The 19,067-nt window shown below is 51.8% G+C and carries 15 protein-coding genes, 4 tRNA genes and 1 pseudogene; 12 read left to right on the forward strand and 8 right to left on the reverse strand.

All coding sequences use genetic code 11. The annotated features are described in order from the left end of the window. The 10 genes from wzxE (at position 1) to D9734_RS17965 (ending at position 7,916) form a co-directional block, all read left to right on the forward strand. The gene (gene wzxE, locus D9734_RS17920; RefSeq protein WP_130209400.1) at positions 1-1,251 is read left to right on the forward strand and encodes a lipid III flippase WzxE; all 1,251 of its coding nucleotides are present in this window, start codon (positions 1-3) and stop codon (positions 1,249-1,251) included. Continuing rightward, positions 1,248-2,327: a TDP-N-acetylfucosamine:lipid II N-acetylfucosaminyltransferase gene (gene rffT / locus D9734_RS17925; RefSeq protein WP_130209402.1), complete on the forward strand. Its 1,080-nt coding sequence runs from the start codon at positions 1,248-1,250 to the stop codon at positions 2,325-2,327. The genes wzxE and rffT overlap by 4 nt, the downstream gene beginning before the upstream one ends. Beyond that, entirely contained in the window at positions 2,324-3,676 is a 1,353-nt protein-coding gene (gene wzyE / locus D9734_RS17930; RefSeq protein ID WP_130209404.1) for an ECA oligosaccharide polymerase, read from the forward strand. The genes rffT and wzyE overlap by 4 nt, the downstream gene beginning before the upstream one ends. 2 nt (positions 3,677-3,678) lie before the next feature. Then, positions 3,679-4,419 carry a lipopolysaccharide N-acetylmannosaminouronosyltransferase gene (wecG, locus tag D9734_RS17935; RefSeq protein WP_130209406.1) on the forward strand — a complete coding sequence of 247 codons (741 nt, stop codon included), beginning with the start codon at positions 3,679-3,681 and terminating at the stop codon, positions 4,417-4,419. A 190-nt stretch (positions 4,420-4,609) separates the two neighbouring features. Continuing rightward, a complete protein-coding gene (locus tag D9734_RS17940) occupies positions 4,610-5,995 on the forward strand; it encodes an amino acid permease (protein WP_130209408.1) in 1,386 nt (461 codons plus the stop codon). 102 nt (positions 5,996-6,097) lie between these two features. After that, a tRNA-Arg gene (locus tag D9734_RS17945) sits at positions 6,098-6,174 on the forward strand. Between the two features lie 58 nt (positions 6,175-6,232). Continuing rightward, positions 6,233-6,308 (forward strand) — tRNA-His (locus D9734_RS17950). A gap of 20 nt (positions 6,309-6,328) precedes the next feature. After that, positions 6,329-6,415: transfer RNA gene (locus tag D9734_RS17955), tRNA-Leu, on the forward strand. 42 nt (positions 6,416-6,457) lie between these two features. Beyond that, a tRNA-Pro gene (locus D9734_RS17960) sits at positions 6,458-6,534 on the forward strand. Between the two features lie 146 nt (positions 6,535-6,680). Continuing rightward, positions 6,681-7,916, forward strand: coding sequence for an anaerobic sulfatase maturase (locus D9734_RS17965; protein ID WP_130209410.1), 1,236 nt, complete (start codon positions 6,681-6,683; stop codon positions 7,914-7,916). 167 nt (positions 7,917-8,083) lie between these two features. On the opposite strand, the gene aslA is transcribed toward D9734_RS17965, so the two are convergent. From aslA to hemC, 6 genes are all read right to left on the reverse strand, one after another. Then, entirely contained in the window at positions 8,084-9,739 is a 1,656-nt protein-coding gene (aslA, locus tag D9734_RS17970) for an arylsulfatase AslA (protein WP_130209412.1), read from the reverse strand. A 633-nt stretch (positions 9,740-10,372) separates the two neighbouring features. Then, positions 10,373-10,963, reverse strand: a complete 591-nt coding sequence (locus D9734_RS17975) for a hypothetical protein (RefSeq protein WP_130209414.1) — start codon at positions 10,961-10,963, stop codon at positions 10,373-10,375. A gap of 49 nt (positions 10,964-11,012) precedes the next feature. Then, on the reverse strand, positions 11,013-12,209 hold the full coding sequence (hemY, locus tag D9734_RS17980) for a protoheme IX biogenesis protein HemY (protein WP_130209416.1): 1,197 nt from the start codon (positions 12,207-12,209) through the stop codon (positions 11,013-11,015). A gap of 2 nt (positions 12,210-12,211) precedes the next feature. Beyond that, positions 12,212-13,399 carry a uroporphyrinogen-III C-methyltransferase gene (gene hemX / locus D9734_RS17985; RefSeq protein ID WP_130209418.1) on the reverse strand — a complete coding sequence of 396 codons (1,188 nt, stop codon included), beginning with the start codon at positions 13,397-13,399 and terminating at the stop codon, positions 12,212-12,214. A 21-nt stretch (positions 13,400-13,420) separates the two neighbouring features. Beyond that, entirely contained in the window at positions 13,421-14,161 is a 741-nt protein-coding gene (gene hemD / locus D9734_RS17990) for a uroporphyrinogen-III synthase (protein WP_130209420.1), read from the reverse strand. Then, entirely contained in the window at positions 14,158-15,099 is a 942-nt protein-coding gene (gene hemC / locus D9734_RS17995; RefSeq protein WP_130209422.1) for a hydroxymethylbilane synthase, read from the reverse strand. The genes hemD and hemC overlap by 4 nt, the downstream gene beginning before the upstream one ends. A 373-nt stretch (positions 15,100-15,472) precedes the next feature. On the opposite strand from hemC, the gene cyaA reads away from it, so the two are divergent. Further along, complete coding sequence (cyaA, locus tag D9734_RS18000) at positions 15,473-18,019, forward strand: class I adenylate cyclase (protein ID WP_130209424.1); 2,547 nt, start codon at positions 15,473-15,475, stop codon at positions 18,017-18,019. Positions 18,020-18,058: 39 nt separating this feature from the next. Here cyaA and cyaY read toward each other — a convergent pair whose 3' ends face one another. Both cyaY and D9734_RS23375 read right to left on the reverse strand, forming a co-directional pair. Then, positions 18,059-18,379, reverse strand: coding sequence for an iron donor protein CyaY (cyaY, locus tag D9734_RS18005; RefSeq protein ID WP_000999936.1), 321 nt, complete (start codon positions 18,377-18,379; stop codon positions 18,059-18,061). A gap of 125 nt (positions 18,380-18,504) precedes the next feature. Further along, positions 18,505-18,683: pseudogene (locus tag D9734_RS23375) on the reverse strand (DKNYY family protein); the annotation flags it as partial. A gap of 158 nt (positions 18,684-18,841) precedes the next feature. On the opposite strand from D9734_RS23375, the gene D9734_RS18015 reads away from it, so the two are divergent. Continuing rightward, positions 18,842-19,045, forward strand: coding sequence for a lipoprotein (locus D9734_RS18015; RefSeq protein WP_021581201.1), 204 nt, complete (start codon positions 18,842-18,844; stop codon positions 19,043-19,045). Positions 19,046-19,067: the final 22 nt, after the last annotated feature.

Here is a 19,067-nt window from a genome sequence, read left to right on the forward strand (position 1 = left end):
ATGTCGCTGGCAAAAGCATCCTTGTGGACGGCGGCCAGTACGCTGGTCAAGATTGGCGCTGGGTTACTGGTTGGTAAATTATTGGCGGTGTCATTTGGTCCGGCAGGACTAGGGTTGGCGGCAAATTTCCGCCAGTTGATAACCGTGCTCGGTGTGCTTGCCGGGGCGGGCATCTTTAATGGCGTAACCAAATACGTTGCCCAGTACCACGATAATCCGCAGCAGCTGCGCCGTGTGGTCGGCACTTCATCTGCGATGGTGCTTGGCTTCTCCACGCTGATGGCGCTGGTCTTTGTGCTGGCAGCTGCGCCAATCAGCCAGGGATTGTTTGGTAATAACGACTATCAAGGGCTGGTGCGTTTAGTGGCGCTAGTGCAAATGGGGATCGCCTGGGGCAACCTGTTGCTGGCGTTGATGAAAGGCTTTCGCGATGCCGCGGGTAATGCGTTATCGCTGATTGTCGGCAGCCTGATTGGCGTTATCGCTTATTATGTCAGTTACCGTTTTGGCGGTTATGAAGGCGCGTTGCTTGGTCTGGCGCTGATTCCCGCGCTGGTGGTAATGCCTGCCGCCGTCATGTTAATTAAGCGTGGCGCTATCCCGTTAAGCTATCTAAAACCCAGCTGGGATAACGGTCTGGCAGGGCAGTTGAGTAAGTTCACGCTCATGGCGCTGATTACGTCGGTGACCTTGCCCGTTGCGTACATCATGATGCGTAAACTGTTGGCGGCGCAGTATAGCTGGGATGACGTGGGGATCTGGCAAGGGGTGAGCAGTATTTCCGATGCCTACCTGCAATTTATTACTGCTTCCTTTAGCGTGTATTTACTGCCCACGTTGTCGCGGCTAACGGAAAAGCGCGATATCACCCGGGAAGTGGTGAAGTCGCTGAAATTTGTTTTACCGGCCGTGGCGGCAGCGAGTTTCACCGTCTGGCTACTGCGTGATTTTGCCATCTGGTTACTGTTGTCGAATAAATTTACCGCCATGCGGGATCTCTTTGCCTGGCAGTTGGTCGGCGATGTGTTGAAAGTGGGCGCCTATGTCTTTGGTTATCTGGTGATCGCCAAAGCGTCGCTGCGTTTTTATATTCTGGCGGAAGTCAGCCAGTTCACTTTATTGATGGTATTTGCCCACTGGTTGATCCCCGTGCATGGCGCCCTGGGCGCGGCGCAGGCCTACATGGCAACCTATATCGTCTATTTCTCTCTTTGTTGTGGCGTGTTTTTACTCTGGCGTAGGCGGGCATGACTGTACTGATTCACGTACTGGGATCGGATATCCCTCACCATAACCAAACCGTTCTGCGGTTTTTCAATGACGCGCTGGCCGCGACGAGCGAGCACGCGCGCGAGTTTATGGTTGCTGGCAAGGACGACGGCTTAAGTGATAGTTGTCCGGCGCTTTCTGTGCAATTTTTCCCTGGGAAAAAATCACTGGCAGAAGCCGTTATCGCTAAAGCGAAAGCTAACCGCCAGCAACGGTTTTTCTTCCACGGCCAGTTCAATCCCAAGCTGTGGCTGGCGCTGCTTAGTGGCGGAATCAAGCCCAGCCAGTTTTACTGGCATATCTGGGGGGCAGATCTCTATGAAGTTTCCAGTGGATTGAAATATAAACTCTTTTATCCTCTGCGCCGACTGGCACAAAAGCGAGTGGGCTGTGTGTTTGCCACTCGGGGAGACTTGAGCTTTTTTGCCAAAACGCATCCAAAGGTGCGGGGCGAACTGATTTACTTCCCAACCCGGATGGACCCTTCTCTCAATACAATGGCGAACGATCGGCAACGTGAAGGGAAAATGACCATTTTGGTAGGGAACTCCGGCGATCGCAGCAATGAGCATATCGCCGCCTTGCGCGCTGTTCATCAGCAGTTTGGTGATACGGTAAAAGTGGTTGTACCGATGGGCTATCCGCCTAATAACGAAGCGTATATCGACGAAGTTCGTCAGGCGGGGCTCGAGTTATTCAGCGAAGAAAATCTGCAAGTTCTGAGCGAAAAACTGGAATTTGACGCCTATCTGGCACTACTTCGCCAGTGCGATCTCGGCTACTTTATTTTTGCCCGCCAGCAGGGCATTGGTACGCTGTGCTTACTGATTCAGGCGGGCATTCCTTGTGTGCTTAACCGGGAAAATCCGTTCTGGCAGGATATGACAGAACAGCATTTGCCGGTGCTGTTTACCACTGACGATCTCAACGAAGATTTTGTGCATGAAGCGCAGCGCCAGCTGGCGTCGGTGGATAAAAACACCATTGCCTTCTTTAGCCCGAACTATCTGCAAGGCTGGCAGCGGGCGTTGGCTATTGCCTCCGGGGAGGTCGCATGAGCCTGCTGCAATTCAGCGGCCTGTTTGTTGTCTGGCTGCTCTGCACGCTGTTTATCGCCACGCTGACATGGTTTGAGTTTCGCAGCGTGCGTTTTAACTTCAATGTCTTCTTTTCATTGCTGTTTTTGCTGACCTTTTTCTTCGGCTTTCCGCTGACCAGCTTGCTGGTGTTTCGCTTTGATGTTGCCGTGGTGCCGCCAGATATCTTGTTGCAGGCGTTACTTTCTGCGGGGGGATTTTACGCAGTTTACTACGTCACTTACAAAACACGCTTACGCAAACGCGTTGCCGATGCACCGCGCCGTCCAGTGTTTACCATGAACCGCGTGGAAACCAATCTCACGTGGGTGATTCTGATGGGTATCGCGCTGGTGAGCGTTGGCATCTTTTTCATGCATAACGGTTTTTTGCTGTTCCGGCTTAACTCCTACAGCCAGATCTTCTCCAGCGAAGTCTCAGGCGTGGCGTTAAAGCGTTTCTTTTACTTTTTCATCCCGGCAATGTTAGTGGTCTACTTTCTGCGCCAGGACAGTAAAGCGTGGCTGTTTTTCCTCGTCAGCACGGTCGCCTTTGGTTTGCTGACTTACATGATTGTCGGCGGCACTCGCGCCAATATCATTATCGCGTTCGCTATCTTCCTGTTTATCGGCATTATTCGCGGCTGGATTTCACTGTGGATGCTGGCGGCGGCGGGCGTGCTGGGGATTGTTGGCATGTTCTGGCTGGCGCTAAAACGCTACGGAATGAACGTGAGCGGCGATGAGGCGTTCTATACGTTTCTCTATCTCACCCGCGATACCTTCTCGCCGTGGGAGAATCTGGCGCTGCTGTTGCAGAACTACGACAACATCGACTTCCAGGGTCTGGCTCCAATTATTCGCGATTTCTATGTCTTTATCCCTTCCTGGCTGTGGCCGGGTCGCCCGAGTATGGTGCTGAACTCCGCCAACTACTTTACCTGGGAAGTGCTGAATAACCACTCCGGGCTGGCGATCTCGCCTACGCTTATAGGTTCACTGGTTGTTATGGGCGGCGCGTTGTTCATCCCGCTCGGGGCGATTGTGGTTGGTCTGATCATCAAGTGGTTCGACTGGTTGTATGAGCTGGGCAACCGCGAAACTAATCGCTATAAGGCTGCGATTCTCCACAGTTTCTGCTTCGGGGCGATCTTCAATATGATCGTGCTGGCGCGCGAAGGGTTGGATTCGTTTGTCTCGCGTGTCGTCTTTTTTATCGTGGTCTTCGGCGCAAGCCTGATGATTGCAAAACTGCTGTACTGGCTTTTTGATAGCGCCGGACTCGTTCATAAACGAATAAAATCATCGCTCCGGACGCAGGTTGAAGGATAACAATGAATAACACCACCACGGCACCGACCTATACGCTGCGTGGCTTACAGTTGATCGGTTGGCGTGATATGCAGCATGCCCTCGATTATCTGTTCGCTGATGGGCAGCTTAAGCAGGGAACGCTGGTTGCCATTAATGCCGAAAAAATGCTGACCATTGAAGATAACGTCGAGGTCAGGGAGTTAATTAACGCTGCCGAATTTAAATATGCCGATGGCATTAGCGTTGTGCGGTCGGTGCGTAAAAAGTACCCGCAGGCACAGGTTTCCCGCGTTGCCGGTGCCGATCTCTGGGAAGAAGTAATGGCGCGCGCAGGCAAGGAAGGGACGCCGGTATTTCTTGTGGGCGGTAAACCTGATGTGCTGGCGCAGACCGAAGCTAAACTGCGCGACCAGTGGAATGTGAATATCGTTGGCAGCCAGGATGGTTATTTTAAACCCGAGCAGCGTCAGGCGCTGTTTGAGCGTATTCACGCCAGTGGTGCGCAAATTGTCACTGTCGCAATGGGGTCACCAAAGCAGGAGATCTTCATGCGCGACTGCCGCCTGGTGCACCCTAATGCGCTGTATATGGGCGTTGGTGGAACGTACGATGTCTTTACCGGTCACGTAAAACGCGCGCCGAAAATCTGGCAAAAACTGGGACTGGAGTGGCTTTATAGACTGCTTTCGCAGCCGAGTCGCATTAAGCGCCAGCTTCGTTTGCTGCGTTATTTACGCTGGCATTACACCGGCGATCTCTGATTTTCCTCTCTCTGTAAAGCGACGGAGTGGTCACTTCGTCGCCTGCCTGTCTTTTTATTACACAAAGCATTCAAATTTTTAATGCTTTATTTGCCATTTCTCCTGAATTACGAAAACATTCGCAACACTCGATGTACCCATAACGATAACCGGTAACACCGGAAAGCATGCAAACACAACACGAGGATTTATGGCAGATAACAAACCAGAGCTACAGCGTGGGCTGGAAGCTCGACATATCGAACTCATCGCCCTGGGGGGCACCATTGGCGTCGGCCTGTTTATGGGGGCCGCCAGTACCCTGAAATGGGCCGGGCCATCCGTATTGTTGGCCTATATCATCGCCGGGCTGTTCGTCTTTTTCATCATGCGTTCAATGGGCGAAATGTTGTTCCTCGAACCGGTTACCGGTTCGTTCGCCGTTTATGCGCATCGTTACATGAGCCCGTTCTTTGGCTATCTCACTGCCTGGTCTTACTGGTTTATGTGGATGGCGGTGGGGATCTCAGAAATCACCGCCATTGGCGTTTATGTCCAGTTCTGGTTCCCGGAGATGGCGCAGTGGATACCCGCATTGATCGCAGTGGCGCTGGTGGCACTGGCGAATCTGGCAGCGGTGCGGTTGTACGGTGAAATCGAGTTCTGGTTCGCGATGATCAAAGTCACCACGATTATCGTGATGATTGTCATTGGTCTGGGCGTGATTTTCTTTGGCTTTGGCAACGGCGGGCAGTCGATTGGTTTTAGCAATCTCACAGAGCATGGCGGTTTTTTTGCGGGTGGCTGGAAAGGTTTCCTGACCGCATTGTGTATTGTGGTGGCGTCCTACCAGGGCGTGGAGCTGATTGGCATTACTGCCGGTGAAGCGAAGAATCCGCAGGTGACGCTGCGCAGTGCCGTAGGCAAGGTGTTGTGGCGAATCCTGATTTTCTACGTAGGCGCGATTTTCGTTATCGTCACCATCTTCCCATGGAATGAAATAGGCAGCAACGGCAGCCCGTTTGTACTGACTTTCGCCAAAATCGGCATTACCGCAGCGGCGGGCATTATCAACTTTGTGGTGCTGACGGCTGCGCTCTCTGGCTGTAACAGCGGCATGTACAGTTGCGGACGTATGCTCTACGCGCTGGCGAAAAACCGTCAGTTACCGGCGGCGATGGCGAAAGTTTCCCGTCACGGTGTGCCGGTTGCAGGAGTGGCGGTATCCATTGTCATCCTGCTAATTGGCTCATGCCTGAACTACATCATCCCTAACCCACAGCGCGTGTTTGTCTACGTTTACAGTGCCAGCGTGCTTCCGGGCATGGTGCCGTGGTTTGTGATTTTGATAAGCCAGCTGCGTTTTCGTCGTGCACACAAAGCGGCGATTGCCAGCCATCCGTTCCGCTCAATCCTGTTCCCGTGGGCCAACTACGTAACAATGGCATTCCTGATTTGCGTTTTGATCGGTATGTACTTTAATGAAGATACCCGTATGTCGCTGTTTGTCGGCATCATCTTCATGCTGGCGGTGACGGCGATTTATAAAGTTTTTGGCCTTAATCGCCACGGTAAAGCGCATAAACTGGAGAAATAAGCAGCAAAGCGCGCAAACCGTAACCAAACGCGCATTTTATTTAAAAAGGGACTAGACAGAGGGGGGGGAAGTCCGTATTATCCACCCCCGCAACGGCGCTAAGCGCCCGTAGCTCAGCTGGATAGAGCGCTGCCCTCCGGAGGCAGAGGTCTCAGGTTCGAATCCTGTCGGGCGCGCCATTTAGTCCCGGCGCTTGAGCTGCGGTGGTAGTAATACCGCGTAACAAGATTTGTAGTGGTGGCTATAGCTCAGTTGGTAGAGCCCTGGATTGTGATTCCAGTTGTCGTGGGTTCGAATCCCATTAGCCACCCCATTATTAGAAGTTGTGACAATGCGAAGGTGGCGGAATTGGTAGACGCGCTAGCTTCAGGTGTTAGTGTTCTTACGGACGTGGGGGTTCAAGTCCCCCCCCTCGCACCACGACTTTAAAGAATTGAACTAAAAATTCAAAAAGCAGTATTTCGGCGAGTAGCGCAGCTTGGTAGCGCAACTGGTTTGGGACCAGTGGGTCGGAGGTTCGAATCCTCTCTCGCCGACCAATTTTGAACCCCGCTTCGGCGGGGTTTTTTGTTTTCTGTGCATTTCATCACTCTCCCTTCGCAATAAACGCCCGTAGTAACTCATTGCCACACGGTATGATTTCGCCCTTAACTTATTGAAGGATGACTTCAGGCAAGGAGCGACCATGCTGCAACAGATTCCAACGCGTGCGTTTCACGTGATGGCGAAACCGAGCGGTTCCGATTGTAATCTGAACTGTGACTACTGTTTTTATCTCGAAAAACAATCCCTTTACCGTGAAAAGCCAGTCACGCATATGGACGAAGACACGCTGGAAGCGTATGTCCGTCACTATATCGCCGCCAGCGAACCACAAAACGAAGTCGCTTTTACCTGGCAGGGCGGTGAGCCAACGCTGATGGGGCTGGAGTTTTACCGCCGTGCCGTAAAGTTACAGGCGAAATACGGTACTGGCAGGAAGGTAAGTAACAGCTTCCAGACTAACGGTGTGCTGCTCGATGACGAATGGTGTGCATTTCTGGCAGAAAATCATTTTCTTATTGGGTTATCTCTGGATGGTCCGGCTGAGATCCACAATCAATATCGCGTGACCAAAGGTGGCAGACCAACGCATAAGCTGGTGATGCGTGCCCTGATGCTGCTGCAAAAGCATCATGTCGACTATAACGTGCTGGTCTGCGTCAACCGCACCAGCGCGCAGCAACCGTTGCAGGTTTATGATTTTTTGTGCGATGCGGGAGTCGAATTCATCCAGTTTATTCCGGTGGTCGAGCGCCTGGCTGATGAAACAGCTGCCCGCGATGGACTGAAACTACATGCGCCCGGCGATATTCAGGGCGACCTGACGGAATGGTCGGTACGCCCCGATGAGTTCGGTGAGTTTCTGGTGGCGATATTCGACCACTGGATCAAACGCGACGTCGGCAAGATTTTCGTGATGAATATCGAATGGGCGTTTGCCAATTTTGTCGGTGCGTCGGGTGCGGTTTGCCATCATCAGCCAACCTGTGGGCGCTCGATGATTGTTGAGCACAACGGCGACGTTTACGCCTGCGATCACTATGTTTATCCGCAATATCGACTGGGAAATATGCTTCAGCAGACCATCGCAGAAATGGTAGATTCTCCGCAGCAGCAGACTTTTGGTGAAGATAAATTTAAGCAGTTACCGGCGCAGTGTCGCAGTTGTAACGTGTTAAAAGCGTGCTGGGGAGGCTGCCCGAAACACCGCTTCATGCTCGATACCAGCGGAAAACCGGGGCTGAATTATTTGTGTGCCGGGTATCAGCGTTATTTCCGCCATCTACCGCCGTATCTTAAAGCAATGGCTGATTTGCTGGCGCACGGTCGTCCGGCCAGCGACATTATGCAGGCGCATTTGATGGTGGTGAATAAGTAAAAAAGCGGCCATTTTGTGGCCGCCTGCGGTTGATTGCCGGATGCGGCGTAAACGCCTTATCCGGCCTACATGATCGTGCAAATTCAATAAATTGCAGTGTTCTGTAGGCTGGATAAGATGCGTCAACATCGCATCCGGCAAAGGCAGATCACTGCGATAGCGCCGGATTAGTCAGATTTAATCTGCGCGCGTGGAGGATATTTCTTCAGGATCTCCATATACGCGTGCATTTCGGTTTGCAGTGGTACTCCCATCGGGATATGGCGCACGCCGATAGAATCGCTTTCCTGTGGATCGGTGTAGAGGTTAAACACCGACGATCCGGCTGTTTGCATTACCGTGCCGGTGAACCCACCCTGATACCCGCTCTGGGTATAAGCGTAAGGCTGCTGAATCAGGACGTGATACTTGAACTCATCCATACGCACAGCAGAGAGTTTGCCGTTGAGGAAGTAGTGCTCGGCCTTACGGTTAGACTGGCCGTTTGTTCCCAGGAAGAAAGATGTCTGGTCTACACCATCGATAAAGGTGGTTTTCGGCACTAAATTCGCAACTTTCGCCCCAGGATGCCCCGCCAGATCCAGTGCTGTTGGGAAGAGATCTGCCAGATCAACAATACCGTCAGATTTACGCGGTTGGATCATGCCTTTCCAGTACACGAAAGTCGGAACGCGAACGCCGCCTTCCCAGGTAGATCCTTTCGCTCCACGGAACGGTGTGCGACCGTGCGGAGGCACTTCGGCTTCCGGACCGTTATCGGAGGTGAAGACAATAAGCGTGTTATCCAGCTGACCGTTTTTCTCCAGCGTTTTGTAGAGATTAGCGAACACATCGTTCATCTCTACCATGCAGTCACCATACGAGGTGCGTGCCGGAGAGCTACCCGCATATTTGGCGTTCGGGTAGTTATCGAAGTGGCAGCCGCGAGTGCCATAATAGAGGAAGAAAGGTTTATCACTCTTCGCCATCTTGTCGAGGAACTTAACGCCATATTCCATCCAGCGTTGATCCAGGTCTTCCATATATTTCGGCGTAATGTCAGCAATGGCCTCCTGTTCGCCGCCGCGTACAGCATGAACATCATCTTTGCTAAATGGTAATTGCTTGATGTATTCAGAACGGTCCGGACTCAGGGCGACTTCCGGGTTGACGTGAACATCGCGCCATTCGGTATACATATCGGACACTGAGTTGAAGCCACGGAAATCATCAAAGCCGACGTTCTGCGGCTGCGACTCTTTGTTTTCCCCCATATGCCATTTCCCGATAGCCTGGGTGACGTAACCCTGGTCGTGCAGCAATTGCGGCAGGGTGGTTAACCCTTGCAGACCGCCCGGTTGCCCGTACATCGGCGGCATCAGAATGCCGTGGTGGATGGAGTATTGTCCGGTGAGAATGGTGGCGCGGGTAGGGGAAGAACTTGGTTGAGAATATGCAGAGGTTAAAATCAATCCCTGGCTGGCAACGGCGTCAATATCTGGCGTTGGGTTACCTACCGCCACGCCACCGCCATTAAAGCCGACATCCATCCAGCCCACGTCATCCAGTAAGAAAACAACCACGTTCGGTTTCTTACCGGTCTTTTTCTCTAATTCCGCCAGCTTCTGCTGGGTTTCTTTATCCTGTGCCGGATGCTGCATCACAGGCATCATATTATCGGCAATGGTGGTCGCCGGTTTAACTAGGTACTGGTTAGGGTGATCATACCCGGCATAACCTTCGCGCGCGGTAGCGGTTGACGGGGTATCTGCAGCACTGGCCAGCAAAGGAATAGCGGCGGCGATTGCGATCACCAGTAGTTTGGGTGAAAACGAAATTTCCATGCAAAATGCTCCGGTTTCATGTCATTAAATGGATGACGTAATTAAGCATTGATAATTGAGATCCCTCTCCCTGATAAAATGGGTATATAAATAATTATGATGAAAATATATTATTTATTTGCCATGAGAATGAATCGAAAGATCAGGAGAGCGTTTTCAATCCTACCCCTGGTGCGGGGGATATGTAAGGCAGGTTTATTGTATAGTGTTGATTATTGATGCTGTTTTTGATTAGGAGTGTAATTAATATATATATTGGTTATTGAATATTTTTAACAATTCACAGTATTTATAATTAAAGAGAGTAAGGTGCTGGATAATATTTACTCAGGTAATTATTGCGAATGAAAGAAACCTGGATTGCAGAATTTTCTCATAACAAGTATTAAAGGATGTTATTTCCCGGGCCTGTATGGCATAATAATTGGGTAGATGCTCATTCCATCTCTTATGTTCGCCTTAGTGCCTCATAAACTTAGGAATGACGCAGAGCCGTTTACGGTGCTTATCGTCCACTGACAGATGTCGCTTATGCCTCATCAGACACCATGGACACAACGTTGAGTGAAGCACCCACTTGTTGTCATACAGACCTGTTTTAACGCCTGCTCCGTAATAAGAGCAGGCGTTTTTTTATGGCTGAATAAACAACAGGCTACGTCGCTCTTGCGTCATTGGTTGTGCATTTAGCACCCTTACAAGAGAGCCTACCGTGACGATGGGAAGAAACTGATTATTCTCTATTCCGGTTAAATCGCGTCCGCAGCGAGCGGCGATATCTTCGACCAGCTCTTCTAACTCAACGGCATCGTTTACCAAATCCAGATCTTCGTCCAGTTTATCGTCGGCTTTAAGTGGCAGTGGGTAGCCGATATAGCCGTTTTCTTGCAAGGTATTCCACACAGCCCGAATGATCCATGTATCTACGGTACGAGGGTTAAACTGGCGTGCAAACTGACAAATGGAAAGCCCCTGACGTTTATCGGCCATGATTCGGCGTTTCTCGAGGAGCTTGATTTTATCCTGCTTCGCGGCGGCTATCAGAGACACAATAAAAAGTGATAACCAGAAGATGAAGGTGTTGCCCGTACGCACGAAGGAAATAGTCAGCCAGCCTACGCCAGCCAGAGCAGCACATATCAAAAAGCAGAGTAACAACCTTACCCGAACAGGATTACTTTCAGGCGATGGCAAGCGGAAAAGGTAGCGGGAAGGCATGTGCATTTTTGACATCCTTGTAAAAAAATATCGCCTCTGAACGAGGCGATATAAATTACTGCGGCGGGTTGTTCTGCAACGTCAACATCAAGCCGTCGCGGCGCATCGATGCGGCTTCTTCTGGTTTGTGCAGTCTGTCCAGCGCGTCGGCAAGCCATGCGTAATCGTAGGCGTCCGGGCGTTGTTTCAGCGCCGCGCGGAAGGCGAGCGATGCTTCCTGCCATTCGCCGTGCTTCATCAGTGACTGACCCAGCGTGCTCCACAACAGCGGGCGATCGCCGACGTTTTTGATTTGCTGGCGTAGCACTTTTTCAAGCTGTTCCGGATTGTTGGTTTTCAGTCGTGGGATCGGCAGCAGTAGGCGATCGTCATACTGGCGTTTCAGGCCGTCGATGATAATTTGCTGGGCAGTATCATGATCGTCACATTCAATAAGATGTTCCGCCATTGCCACCTGCAAAGCCACCTGATGACGCGTTTTCCGGCTTTGGTTTTTCCACCAGTTACGTAAACCTTCGCTGCCGTCATCGGCCCGTGCCTGATTCATCAGACCAATCCATGCCTGTTGTTCCAGCATTGCGCGATGTTCTTCATCACCAACGTGGGCTTTCGCCATTGACGGGATGATGTCCAGCAGTGAACTCCACGCGCCGGTACGGATATACGCTTGTTCTGCCAGACGCAGCACTTCCGGATGGCGTGGTGTGACTTCGAGTAACTTATCCACGCCGTGGCGTGCCGCATGATTTTCATTACGCGCCAGTTGCAGGCGAACGCGGGCGATTTCCACCGGAATAGTGTCGTTGCCCGCAAGTTCCGCTGCGCGTTCCAGATGCTGATTGGCGCGCGCTTCATCCCCGCGTTGTTGTGCGGCTTCGGCAGCCAGTAGGTAGTTCACCACCGGCTGTTCAGCGTGATCGGCATTTTTTGACATCAGCTTTTCAACTTGCTGATAATCGCCTTCCGCTAGTTTTAGCAGTGCCTGTTCAGTCTGCTTACGTGCGCGGCGACGCTTACGTCCGACAAACCAACCCCGGGTGTGCGCGCCGGTGCGGAAGATCCGCCGCAGTAGCCACTCAATGGCAAACAGCACGACCATCGCCAGAATCAAAATGATCGCCAGGCCAGTCACGCTGGTTTCGATATTGTAGTTGTCGGTCTGGATCAGTACGTAACCCTGATGACCGGCAATCATCGGGCCGACCACGATCCCCGCAACCAGCAACACAAAGAGCAATAACACTTTTAGCATGGTTATTCTCCTTGCGGCGCGGCTGCCGGGGCATCAGCTTGCGGTGCAGGTGCAGGTGCAGGTTTAGCTTCCGTTGCCCCTGCTGCCGGTTGTGCCAGCAGGTTACGCACGCGAGTCTGCATCAGTTTTTCCAGCATCGCCTGGCTTTGCAGTGTTTCCGGGAGATCCATCGAGATATTTTGCTGGCTTAACTGGTCCACCTCGTCGAGAAACGCTTTGGTGGTGGCATCTTCAGTATCGTAATAAGCACGAACCCAGGTGGAGACGTTCTCCAGCGCCTGGCGGTACGTCTCTTCCTGATGACGCGGCACTGCTTGTGCGGCGACCAGCAGACGGGAACGAATATTTTCGCGCAGATAGATATCCTGATTCGGCGCTAACAGCGGTACGGCAGTATCATCACGACGGCGAATCGTAATGAAGTTGTCCATAAAACTCTGCCAGCTTTTTTGCAGATTGACGCGCCATTCGCTGATGGAGCTGGAAAGCTCTTCACCATCGGAATCCATTGGCGAACCGTCGCTATCATTGTCGGCCAGACGCAGGTTATCCACTTGATTAGAGAGCTGATTCAACTTGAGGATAATGCCGTCATAATCCACCTGCGTTACCGCAGAAAGGCTGGCGATATCATCGGTAATTGCCCGACGAATAGCAATAAGGCTGGGGTCATTCATATCTGCCAGGCTGGCATCAGCGCTTTTCAGTAACGCTGCTGCGGTGGTGACGTCCTGATCGCTCCAGAGTTTACGTCCGGCAAGTTTTACCAGAAAGTCCGCCTGTGCCAGAAGCCAGGTTTTGGCATCGCTACCAGAGATGGTAGCGACCTTTTGTTGGACTTCATCCAGCTGTTTTGCCAGCGTTTCTTGCTGTCGATTCGCCTGCTCTAACTGTACAGACTGTTGCTTAATAATGCCTTCCAGCTCCGCTTTTTGGCTTTCCTGGGCTTTTTGCAGTGCCGTGAGTTGGCTCGCCAGGGCATCGCTGGTGGCAGTCTGACTGACGGCCTGTTGTTTACCCCAGCCATACAAACCGACGCCTGCTGCCAGAGCAATGGCGATAGCCACCGCACTGAGAATCAGAGCGGTACTATTCTTACTCTTCTTTTCTGCAACGACAGGTTGTGGCGTGGTGTCCACGGCCTCCCTGGTATCTTCAACCACGGCGGAGGTTTTTTCTTGTTCCGTCATTATGGCTTCCTGTTATGAGAGTTATTGTAATGCCCGTAAAAGCGCATCGTTGTCAGCGTTATCGGCGACCTTAATGTCATTCCAGCCCAGTTCCCGGGCGAGTTTCGCCAAACGCTCACTGACGACCAAAAGCCGACAGCGTAGTAACCAGTGCTCACGATACCATTGTGGGATCAATGACCAGAGTTGATGCAACATTTCACCGCTGGTAACAACGACGGTCGTCACCTCGCGGGATTGCCAACGCATCGCCTCTTCTGCACCGTCATAATGAATGGCGCACCGTTGATAACATTCACAAAAAGTGACTTCAGCACCGCGTGCCGTCAGAGTTTCTCCAATCAGCTCACGACCGCCGTTGCCACGTAATATCAGCGCACGTTTGCCCGCAATACTTTGTAATTCCGGTAATTGTAGCAAGACTTCACTGATTTCCCGATCCTGCGGATAACGAACCTGGTGCCCGCTCACGGTATGCAGCGCCAGCGCAGTGGTGCGGCCGATGGCGAAATAACCAGCAAGTAATGGCCATTTAAAAGCTTGCTGATGCAGTTGTGATTGGGCAAAAGCAACGGCGTGTTGCGAAAGGGCAAACAATAGATCGCCTTTACCAAGTGCTGATAGCTGGTCGGCAAGTTGTGGTAATTGCCGACCCGGGGAAAACTCTATCAGCGGAAAATGCCAGGCCACCTGCCCCAGTGTGCGCAGACGGCTCACTAACTCTTCTCCAGCTGGAGATGGGCGGGTGACCAGGATACTCATGCTGGCGCGTCTCCGTTGTAGACTTCAGCGAGAATCTCCCGTGCGCCGTTATTCAGTAGCTCTTCCGCCAGTGAAATCCCCATTTGCTCGGCATCCTGCGGCGCACCGCGGCGTTCACCACGAATAATCTGCGAACCGTCCGGCGCACCGACCAGCGCACGCAACCAGATTTTGCCGTCGACAAGTTCGGCATAGCTGCCAATCGGCACCTGACAACCCCCTTCCAGACGGGTATTCATCGCACGTTCAGCGGTGACGCGTAGCGCGGTTTCATGGTGATTAAGTGCGGCAAGAAGCTCGCGGGTACGCGTATCATCAAGGCGGCATTCAATACCTACGGCACCTTGTCCGACTGCCGGAAGAGAAATTTCTGGGGGCAGTGCAGCGCGAATGCGGGACTCCAGCCCTAAACGTTTTAATCCAGCCACGGCAAGAATAATGGCATCGTATTCGCCGTTATCCAGCTTGCTAAGGCGTGTTCCAACGTTCCCACGCAGAGAGCGGATAATCAGGTCCGGGCGGCGTTCCGCCAGTTGGCACTGGCGACGTAAGCTGGAAGTCCCGACGATACTGCCAGCCGGTAACGCATCCAGATTGTCATAATTATTGGACACAAAGGCATCACGCGGATCCTCGCGTTCGCAAATGGTGACCAGCCCCAGACCTTGCGGGAATTCAACCGGCACATCTTTCATCGAATGTACGGCAATATCGGCGCGGTTTTCCAGAAGCGCGACTTCCAGCTCTTTAACAAATAAGCCTTTTCCGCCTACTTTCGCCAGCGGCGTATCAAGAATTACATCGCCGCGCGTCACCATCGGTACTAGTTCAACGACTAATCCCGGATGGCTCGCCATCAACTTGTCTTTGACATAGTGTGCCTGCCAGAGTGCAAGTGGGCTTTGGCGTGTGGCAATTCTTAAAACATTGTCTAACATGCTTGTTACCGTCATTATCATCCGTGGTCCATCCTAACATCCTTGCTGGAGCGATGTCAGTGTTGTGGTGAAACGTTGACGTTAATGCAAAACGTAAATTGAATCCTGACAGGCGCTTCAAGCCGTCGTAATAAGGAATTTACAGAGAATAAACGGTGCTACACTTGTATGTAGCGCATCTTTCTTTACGGTCAATCAGCAAGGTGTTAAATTGATCACGTTTTAGACCATTTTTTCGTCGTGAAACTAAAAAAACCAGGCGCGGAAAGTGGTAACAGTTACCTTTGACATACGAAATATCCCGAATGCCGCGTGTTTCCGTTGATGTTGCCGGAATCACAGACATGACGGGTAGCAAATCAGGCGATACGTCTTGTACCTCTATATTGAGACTCTGAAACAGAGACTGGATGCCATAAATCAATTGCGCGTGGATCGCGCGCTTGCTGCCATGGGGCCTGCATTTCAACAGGTTTACAGTCTGCTGCCGACATTGTTGCACTATCACCATCCGCTAATGCCGGGTTACCTTGATGGTAACGTTCCCAAAGGCATTTGCCTTTACACGCCTGATGAAACCCAACGCCACTACCTGAACGAACTTGAACTGTATCGTGGAATGTCAGTACAGGACCCGCCGAAAGGCGAGCTTCCGATTACTGGTGTATACACCATGGGCAGTACTTCGTCCGTAGGGCAAAGTTGTTCCTCTGACCTGGATATCTGGGTCTGTCATCAATCCTGGCTCGATAGCGAAGAGCGCCAGTTACTACAACGTAAATGCAGCCTGCTGGAAAGCTGGGCTGCCTCGCTGGGTGTGGAAGTTAGCTTCTTCCTGATTGATGAAAACCGTTTCCGTCACAACGAGAGTGGCAGTCTGGGGGGCGAAGATTGCGGTTCCACCCAGCATATACTGCTTCTTGATGAATTTTACCGTACCGCCGTGCGTCTCGCCGGTAAGCGTATTCTGTGGAATATGGTGCCTTGCGACGAAGAAGAGCATTACGATGACTACGTGATGACGCTCTACGCGCAGGGCGTGCTGACGCCAAATGAATGGCTGGATCTCGGCGGCTTAAGCTCGCTTTCTGCTGAAGAGTACTTTGGTGCCAGCCTTTGGCAACTCTACAAAAGTATCGATTCCCCGTACAAAGCGGTGCTGAAGACACTGCTGCTGGAAGCCTATTCCTGGGAATACCCGAACCCACGCCTGCTGGCGAAAGATATCAAACAGCGTTTGCACGACGGCGAGATTGTGTCGTTTGGCCTCGATCCGTACTGCATGATGCTGGAGCGTGTTACTGAATACCTGACGGCGATTGAAGATTTCACCCGTCTGGATTTAGTACGCCGCTGCTTCTATTTAAAAGTGTGCGAAAAACTCAGCCGTGAACGCGCCTGCGTAGGCTGGCGTCGTGAAGTGTTAAGCCAGTTGGTGAAAGAGTGGGAATGGGACGATGCTCGTCTGGCAATGCTCGATAACCGTGCTAACTGGAAGATAGATCAGGTGCGTGAGGCGCACAACGAGCTGCTCGACGCAATGATGCAGAGCTACCGTAATCTGATCCGCTTTGCGCGCCGCAATAACCTTAGCGTCTCCGCCAGCCCGCAGGATATCGGCGTGCTGACGCGTAAACTGTACGCCGCGTTTGAAGCATTACCGGGTAAAGTGACGCTGGTAAACCCGCAGATTTCACCTGATCTCTCGGAACCGAATCTGACCTTTATTTATGTACCGCCGGGCCGTGCTAACCGTTCAGGTTGGTATCTGTATAACCGTGCGCCAACGATTGAATCGATCATCAGCCATCAGCCGCTGGAATATAACCGTTACCTGAATAAGCTAGTGGCCTGGGCGTGGTTTAACGGCCTGTTGACTTCACGTACACGCTTGTACATTAAGGGCAATGGCATTGTTGATCTGCCGAAGTTGCAAGAGATGGTGGCCGATGTGTCGCACCACTTCCCATTGCGTCTGCCCGCACCGACGCCAAAAGCGCTCTACAGTCCATGTGAAATTCGCCATCTGGCAATAATTGTTAATCTGGAATATGACCCGACGACGGCATTCCGTAACCAGGTAGTACATTTCGATTTTCGTAAGCTGGATGTTTTCAGCTTTGGTGAAGAGCAAAAATGCCTGGTGGGTAGTGTTGACTTGCTGTACCGCAACTCGTGGAACGAAGTGCGTACGCTGCACTTCAACGGTGAGCAGTCGATGATTGAAGCCCTGAAAACCATTCTCGGCAAAATGCATCAGGACGCCGCACCGCCCGATAGCGTGGAAGTCTTCTGCTACAGCCAGCATCTGCGCGGTTTAATTCGCACCCGCGTGCAGCAACTGGTTTCTGAGTGTATTGAACTGCGTCTTTCCAGCACCCGCCAGGAAACTGGGCGCTTCAAGGCACTGCGCGTTTCTGGTCAAACCTGGGGTTTGTTCTTCGAACGCCTGAATGTATCGGTACAGAAACTGGAGAACGCCATCGAGTTTTATGGCGCTATTTCGCATAACAAACTGCACGGCCTGTCAGTGCAGGTTGAAACCAATCACGTCAAATTACCGGCGGTGGTGGACGGCTTTGCCAGCGAAGGGATCATCCAGTTTTTCTTCGAAGAAACGCAGGATGAAAATGGCTTTAATATCTACATTCTCGACGAAAGCAACCGGGTTGAGGTGTATCACCACTGCGAAGGTAGCAAAGAGGAGCTGGTGCGTGACGTCAGCCGCTTCTACTCGTCATCGCACGACCGTTTTACCTACGGCTCTAGCTTCATTAACTTCAACCTGCCGCAGTTCTATCAGATTGTGAAGGTCGATGGTCGCGAACAGGTGATTCCGTTCCGAACCAAATCTATTGGCAACATGCCGCCTGCCAATCAGGACAACGATACGCCGCTATTACAGCAGTATTTTTCGTGATGAGCGAGCCGGAAAGCGAGGCTTATCCGGCATGCAATTTTAGCGAAAACTGACTGTTTCACCCGCCTGCTGCGTTGCCGCCTGTTCCAGCAAATCCCAGAAGGTTTCGCCGCTGCGATCACAAATCCACTCATCGCCTTTCAGGTCAAAATGGTAGCCGCCCTGTTTGGTTGCCAGCCATACCTGGTGCAGCGGTTCCTGACGATTAATAATGATTTTGCTGCCGTTTTCAAAGGTAATGGTCAGCACGCCACCGTTGATTTCGCAGTCGATATCGCTGTCGCCATCCCAGTCGTCCAGGTGCTCTTCAATGGTTAGCCACAGTTGGTCAGCCAGGCGATGAAATTCACTGTCGTTCATTGTTGTATCCTGTTTTTAAGTGATGGCGGCAGTATAGCGGCATGGGGTCAGGGCTTCAAAGGTTGCACCTCTGCTGCTGCGTTCCGGCATGATTCATCCGTCACCGGAATAATAATGTCTCTGTATAGCGAAAGATTTGTCTCTTCATTAGGGCGCAGGTACACCACGCCTTTCCCTGTTTCTGGTAAACATTATGATCAGGTTCACCGAGCGAGCATCCCCACGCTGACGGAACTAAAAAAGACAACAAACAAACCACATTGCGATAGTGCATAAAGCCATCCTGGCGCGAGGTGCCGATCACGAAACCACCAGCAAAACATAAATCCCCACGTGTAAGCGTTATACTCGCAGCAAATCCTCACTTTTCAGACTTCATAAAGAGTCGCTAAATGCTTGCTTTTACGCCTTCTCCTGCGATGATAGAAAGCAGAAAGCGATGAACTTTACAGGCAATCCATAATGAAAAACGTGTTTAAGGCACTCACTGTATTACTTACTCTCTTCAGCCTGACGGGCTGCGGTCTGAAAGGTCCGCTCTATTTCCCGCCTGCAGATAAAAACGCACCGCCGCCGACCAAACCGGTAGAGACGCAAACGCAATCCACGTTGCCGGATAAAAACGACCGCGCCACAGGCGATGGCCCATCCCAGGTGAATTACTAAAAGTCAGTTTCTGTACCCGCGT

This window comes from Escherichia sp. E14S1 (assembly GCF_004211995.1).
Classification (GTDB): Bacteria; Pseudomonadota; Gammaproteobacteria; order Enterobacterales; family Enterobacteriaceae; genus Escherichia.

What these genes read in the sequence shown, in the direction of transcription:
- wzxE (WP_130209400.1), top strand. Translation starts at nt 1, where the DNA reads ATGTCGCTGGCAAAAGCATCCTTGTGGACGGCGGCCAGTACGCTGGTC.
- rffT (WP_130209402.1), top strand. Translation starts at nt 1,248, where the DNA reads ATGACTGTACTGATTCACGTACTGGGATCGGATATCCCTCACCATAAC.
- wzyE (WP_130209404.1), top strand. Translation starts at nt 2,324, where the DNA reads ATGAGCCTGCTGCAATTCAGCGGCCTGTTTGTTGTCTGGCTGCTCTGC.
- wecG (WP_130209406.1), top strand. Translation starts at nt 3,679, where the DNA reads ATGAATAACACCACCACGGCACCGACCTATACGCTGCGTGGCTTACAG.
- D9734_RS17940 (WP_130209408.1), top strand. Translation starts at nt 4,610, where the DNA reads ATGGCAGATAACAAACCAGAGCTACAGCGTGGGCTGGAAGCTCGACAT.
- D9734_RS17965 (WP_130209410.1), top strand. Translation starts at nt 6,681, where the DNA reads ATGCTGCAACAGATTCCAACGCGTGCGTTTCACGTGATGGCGAAACCG.
- aslA (WP_130209412.1), bottom strand. Translation starts at nt 9,739, where the DNA reads ATGGAAATTTCGTTTTCACCCAAACTACTGGTGATCGCAATCGCCGCC.
- D9734_RS17975 (WP_130209414.1), bottom strand. Translation starts at nt 10,963, where the DNA reads ATGCACATGCCTTCCCGCTACCTTTTCCGCTTGCCATCGCCTGAAAGT.
- hemY (WP_130209416.1), bottom strand. Translation starts at nt 12,209, where the DNA reads ATGCTAAAAGTGTTATTGCTCTTTGTGTTGCTGGTTGCGGGGATCGTG.
- hemX (WP_130209418.1), bottom strand. Translation starts at nt 13,399, where the DNA reads ATGACGGAACAAGAAAAAACCTCCGCCGTGGTTGAAGATACCAGGGAG.
- hemD (WP_130209420.1), bottom strand. Translation starts at nt 14,161, where the DNA reads ATGAGTATCCTGGTCACCCGCCCATCTCCAGCTGGAGAAGAGTTAGTG.
- hemC (WP_130209422.1), bottom strand. Translation starts at nt 15,099, where the DNA reads ATGTTAGACAATGTTTTAAGAATTGCCACACGCCAAAGCCCACTTGCA.
- cyaY (WP_000999936.1), bottom strand. Translation starts at nt 18,379, where the DNA reads ATGAACGACAGTGAATTTCATCGCCTGGCTGACCAACTGTGGCTAACC.
- D9734_RS18015 (WP_021581201.1), top strand. Translation starts at nt 18,842, where the DNA reads ATGAAAAACGTGTTTAAGGCACTCACTGTATTACTTACTCTCTTCAGC.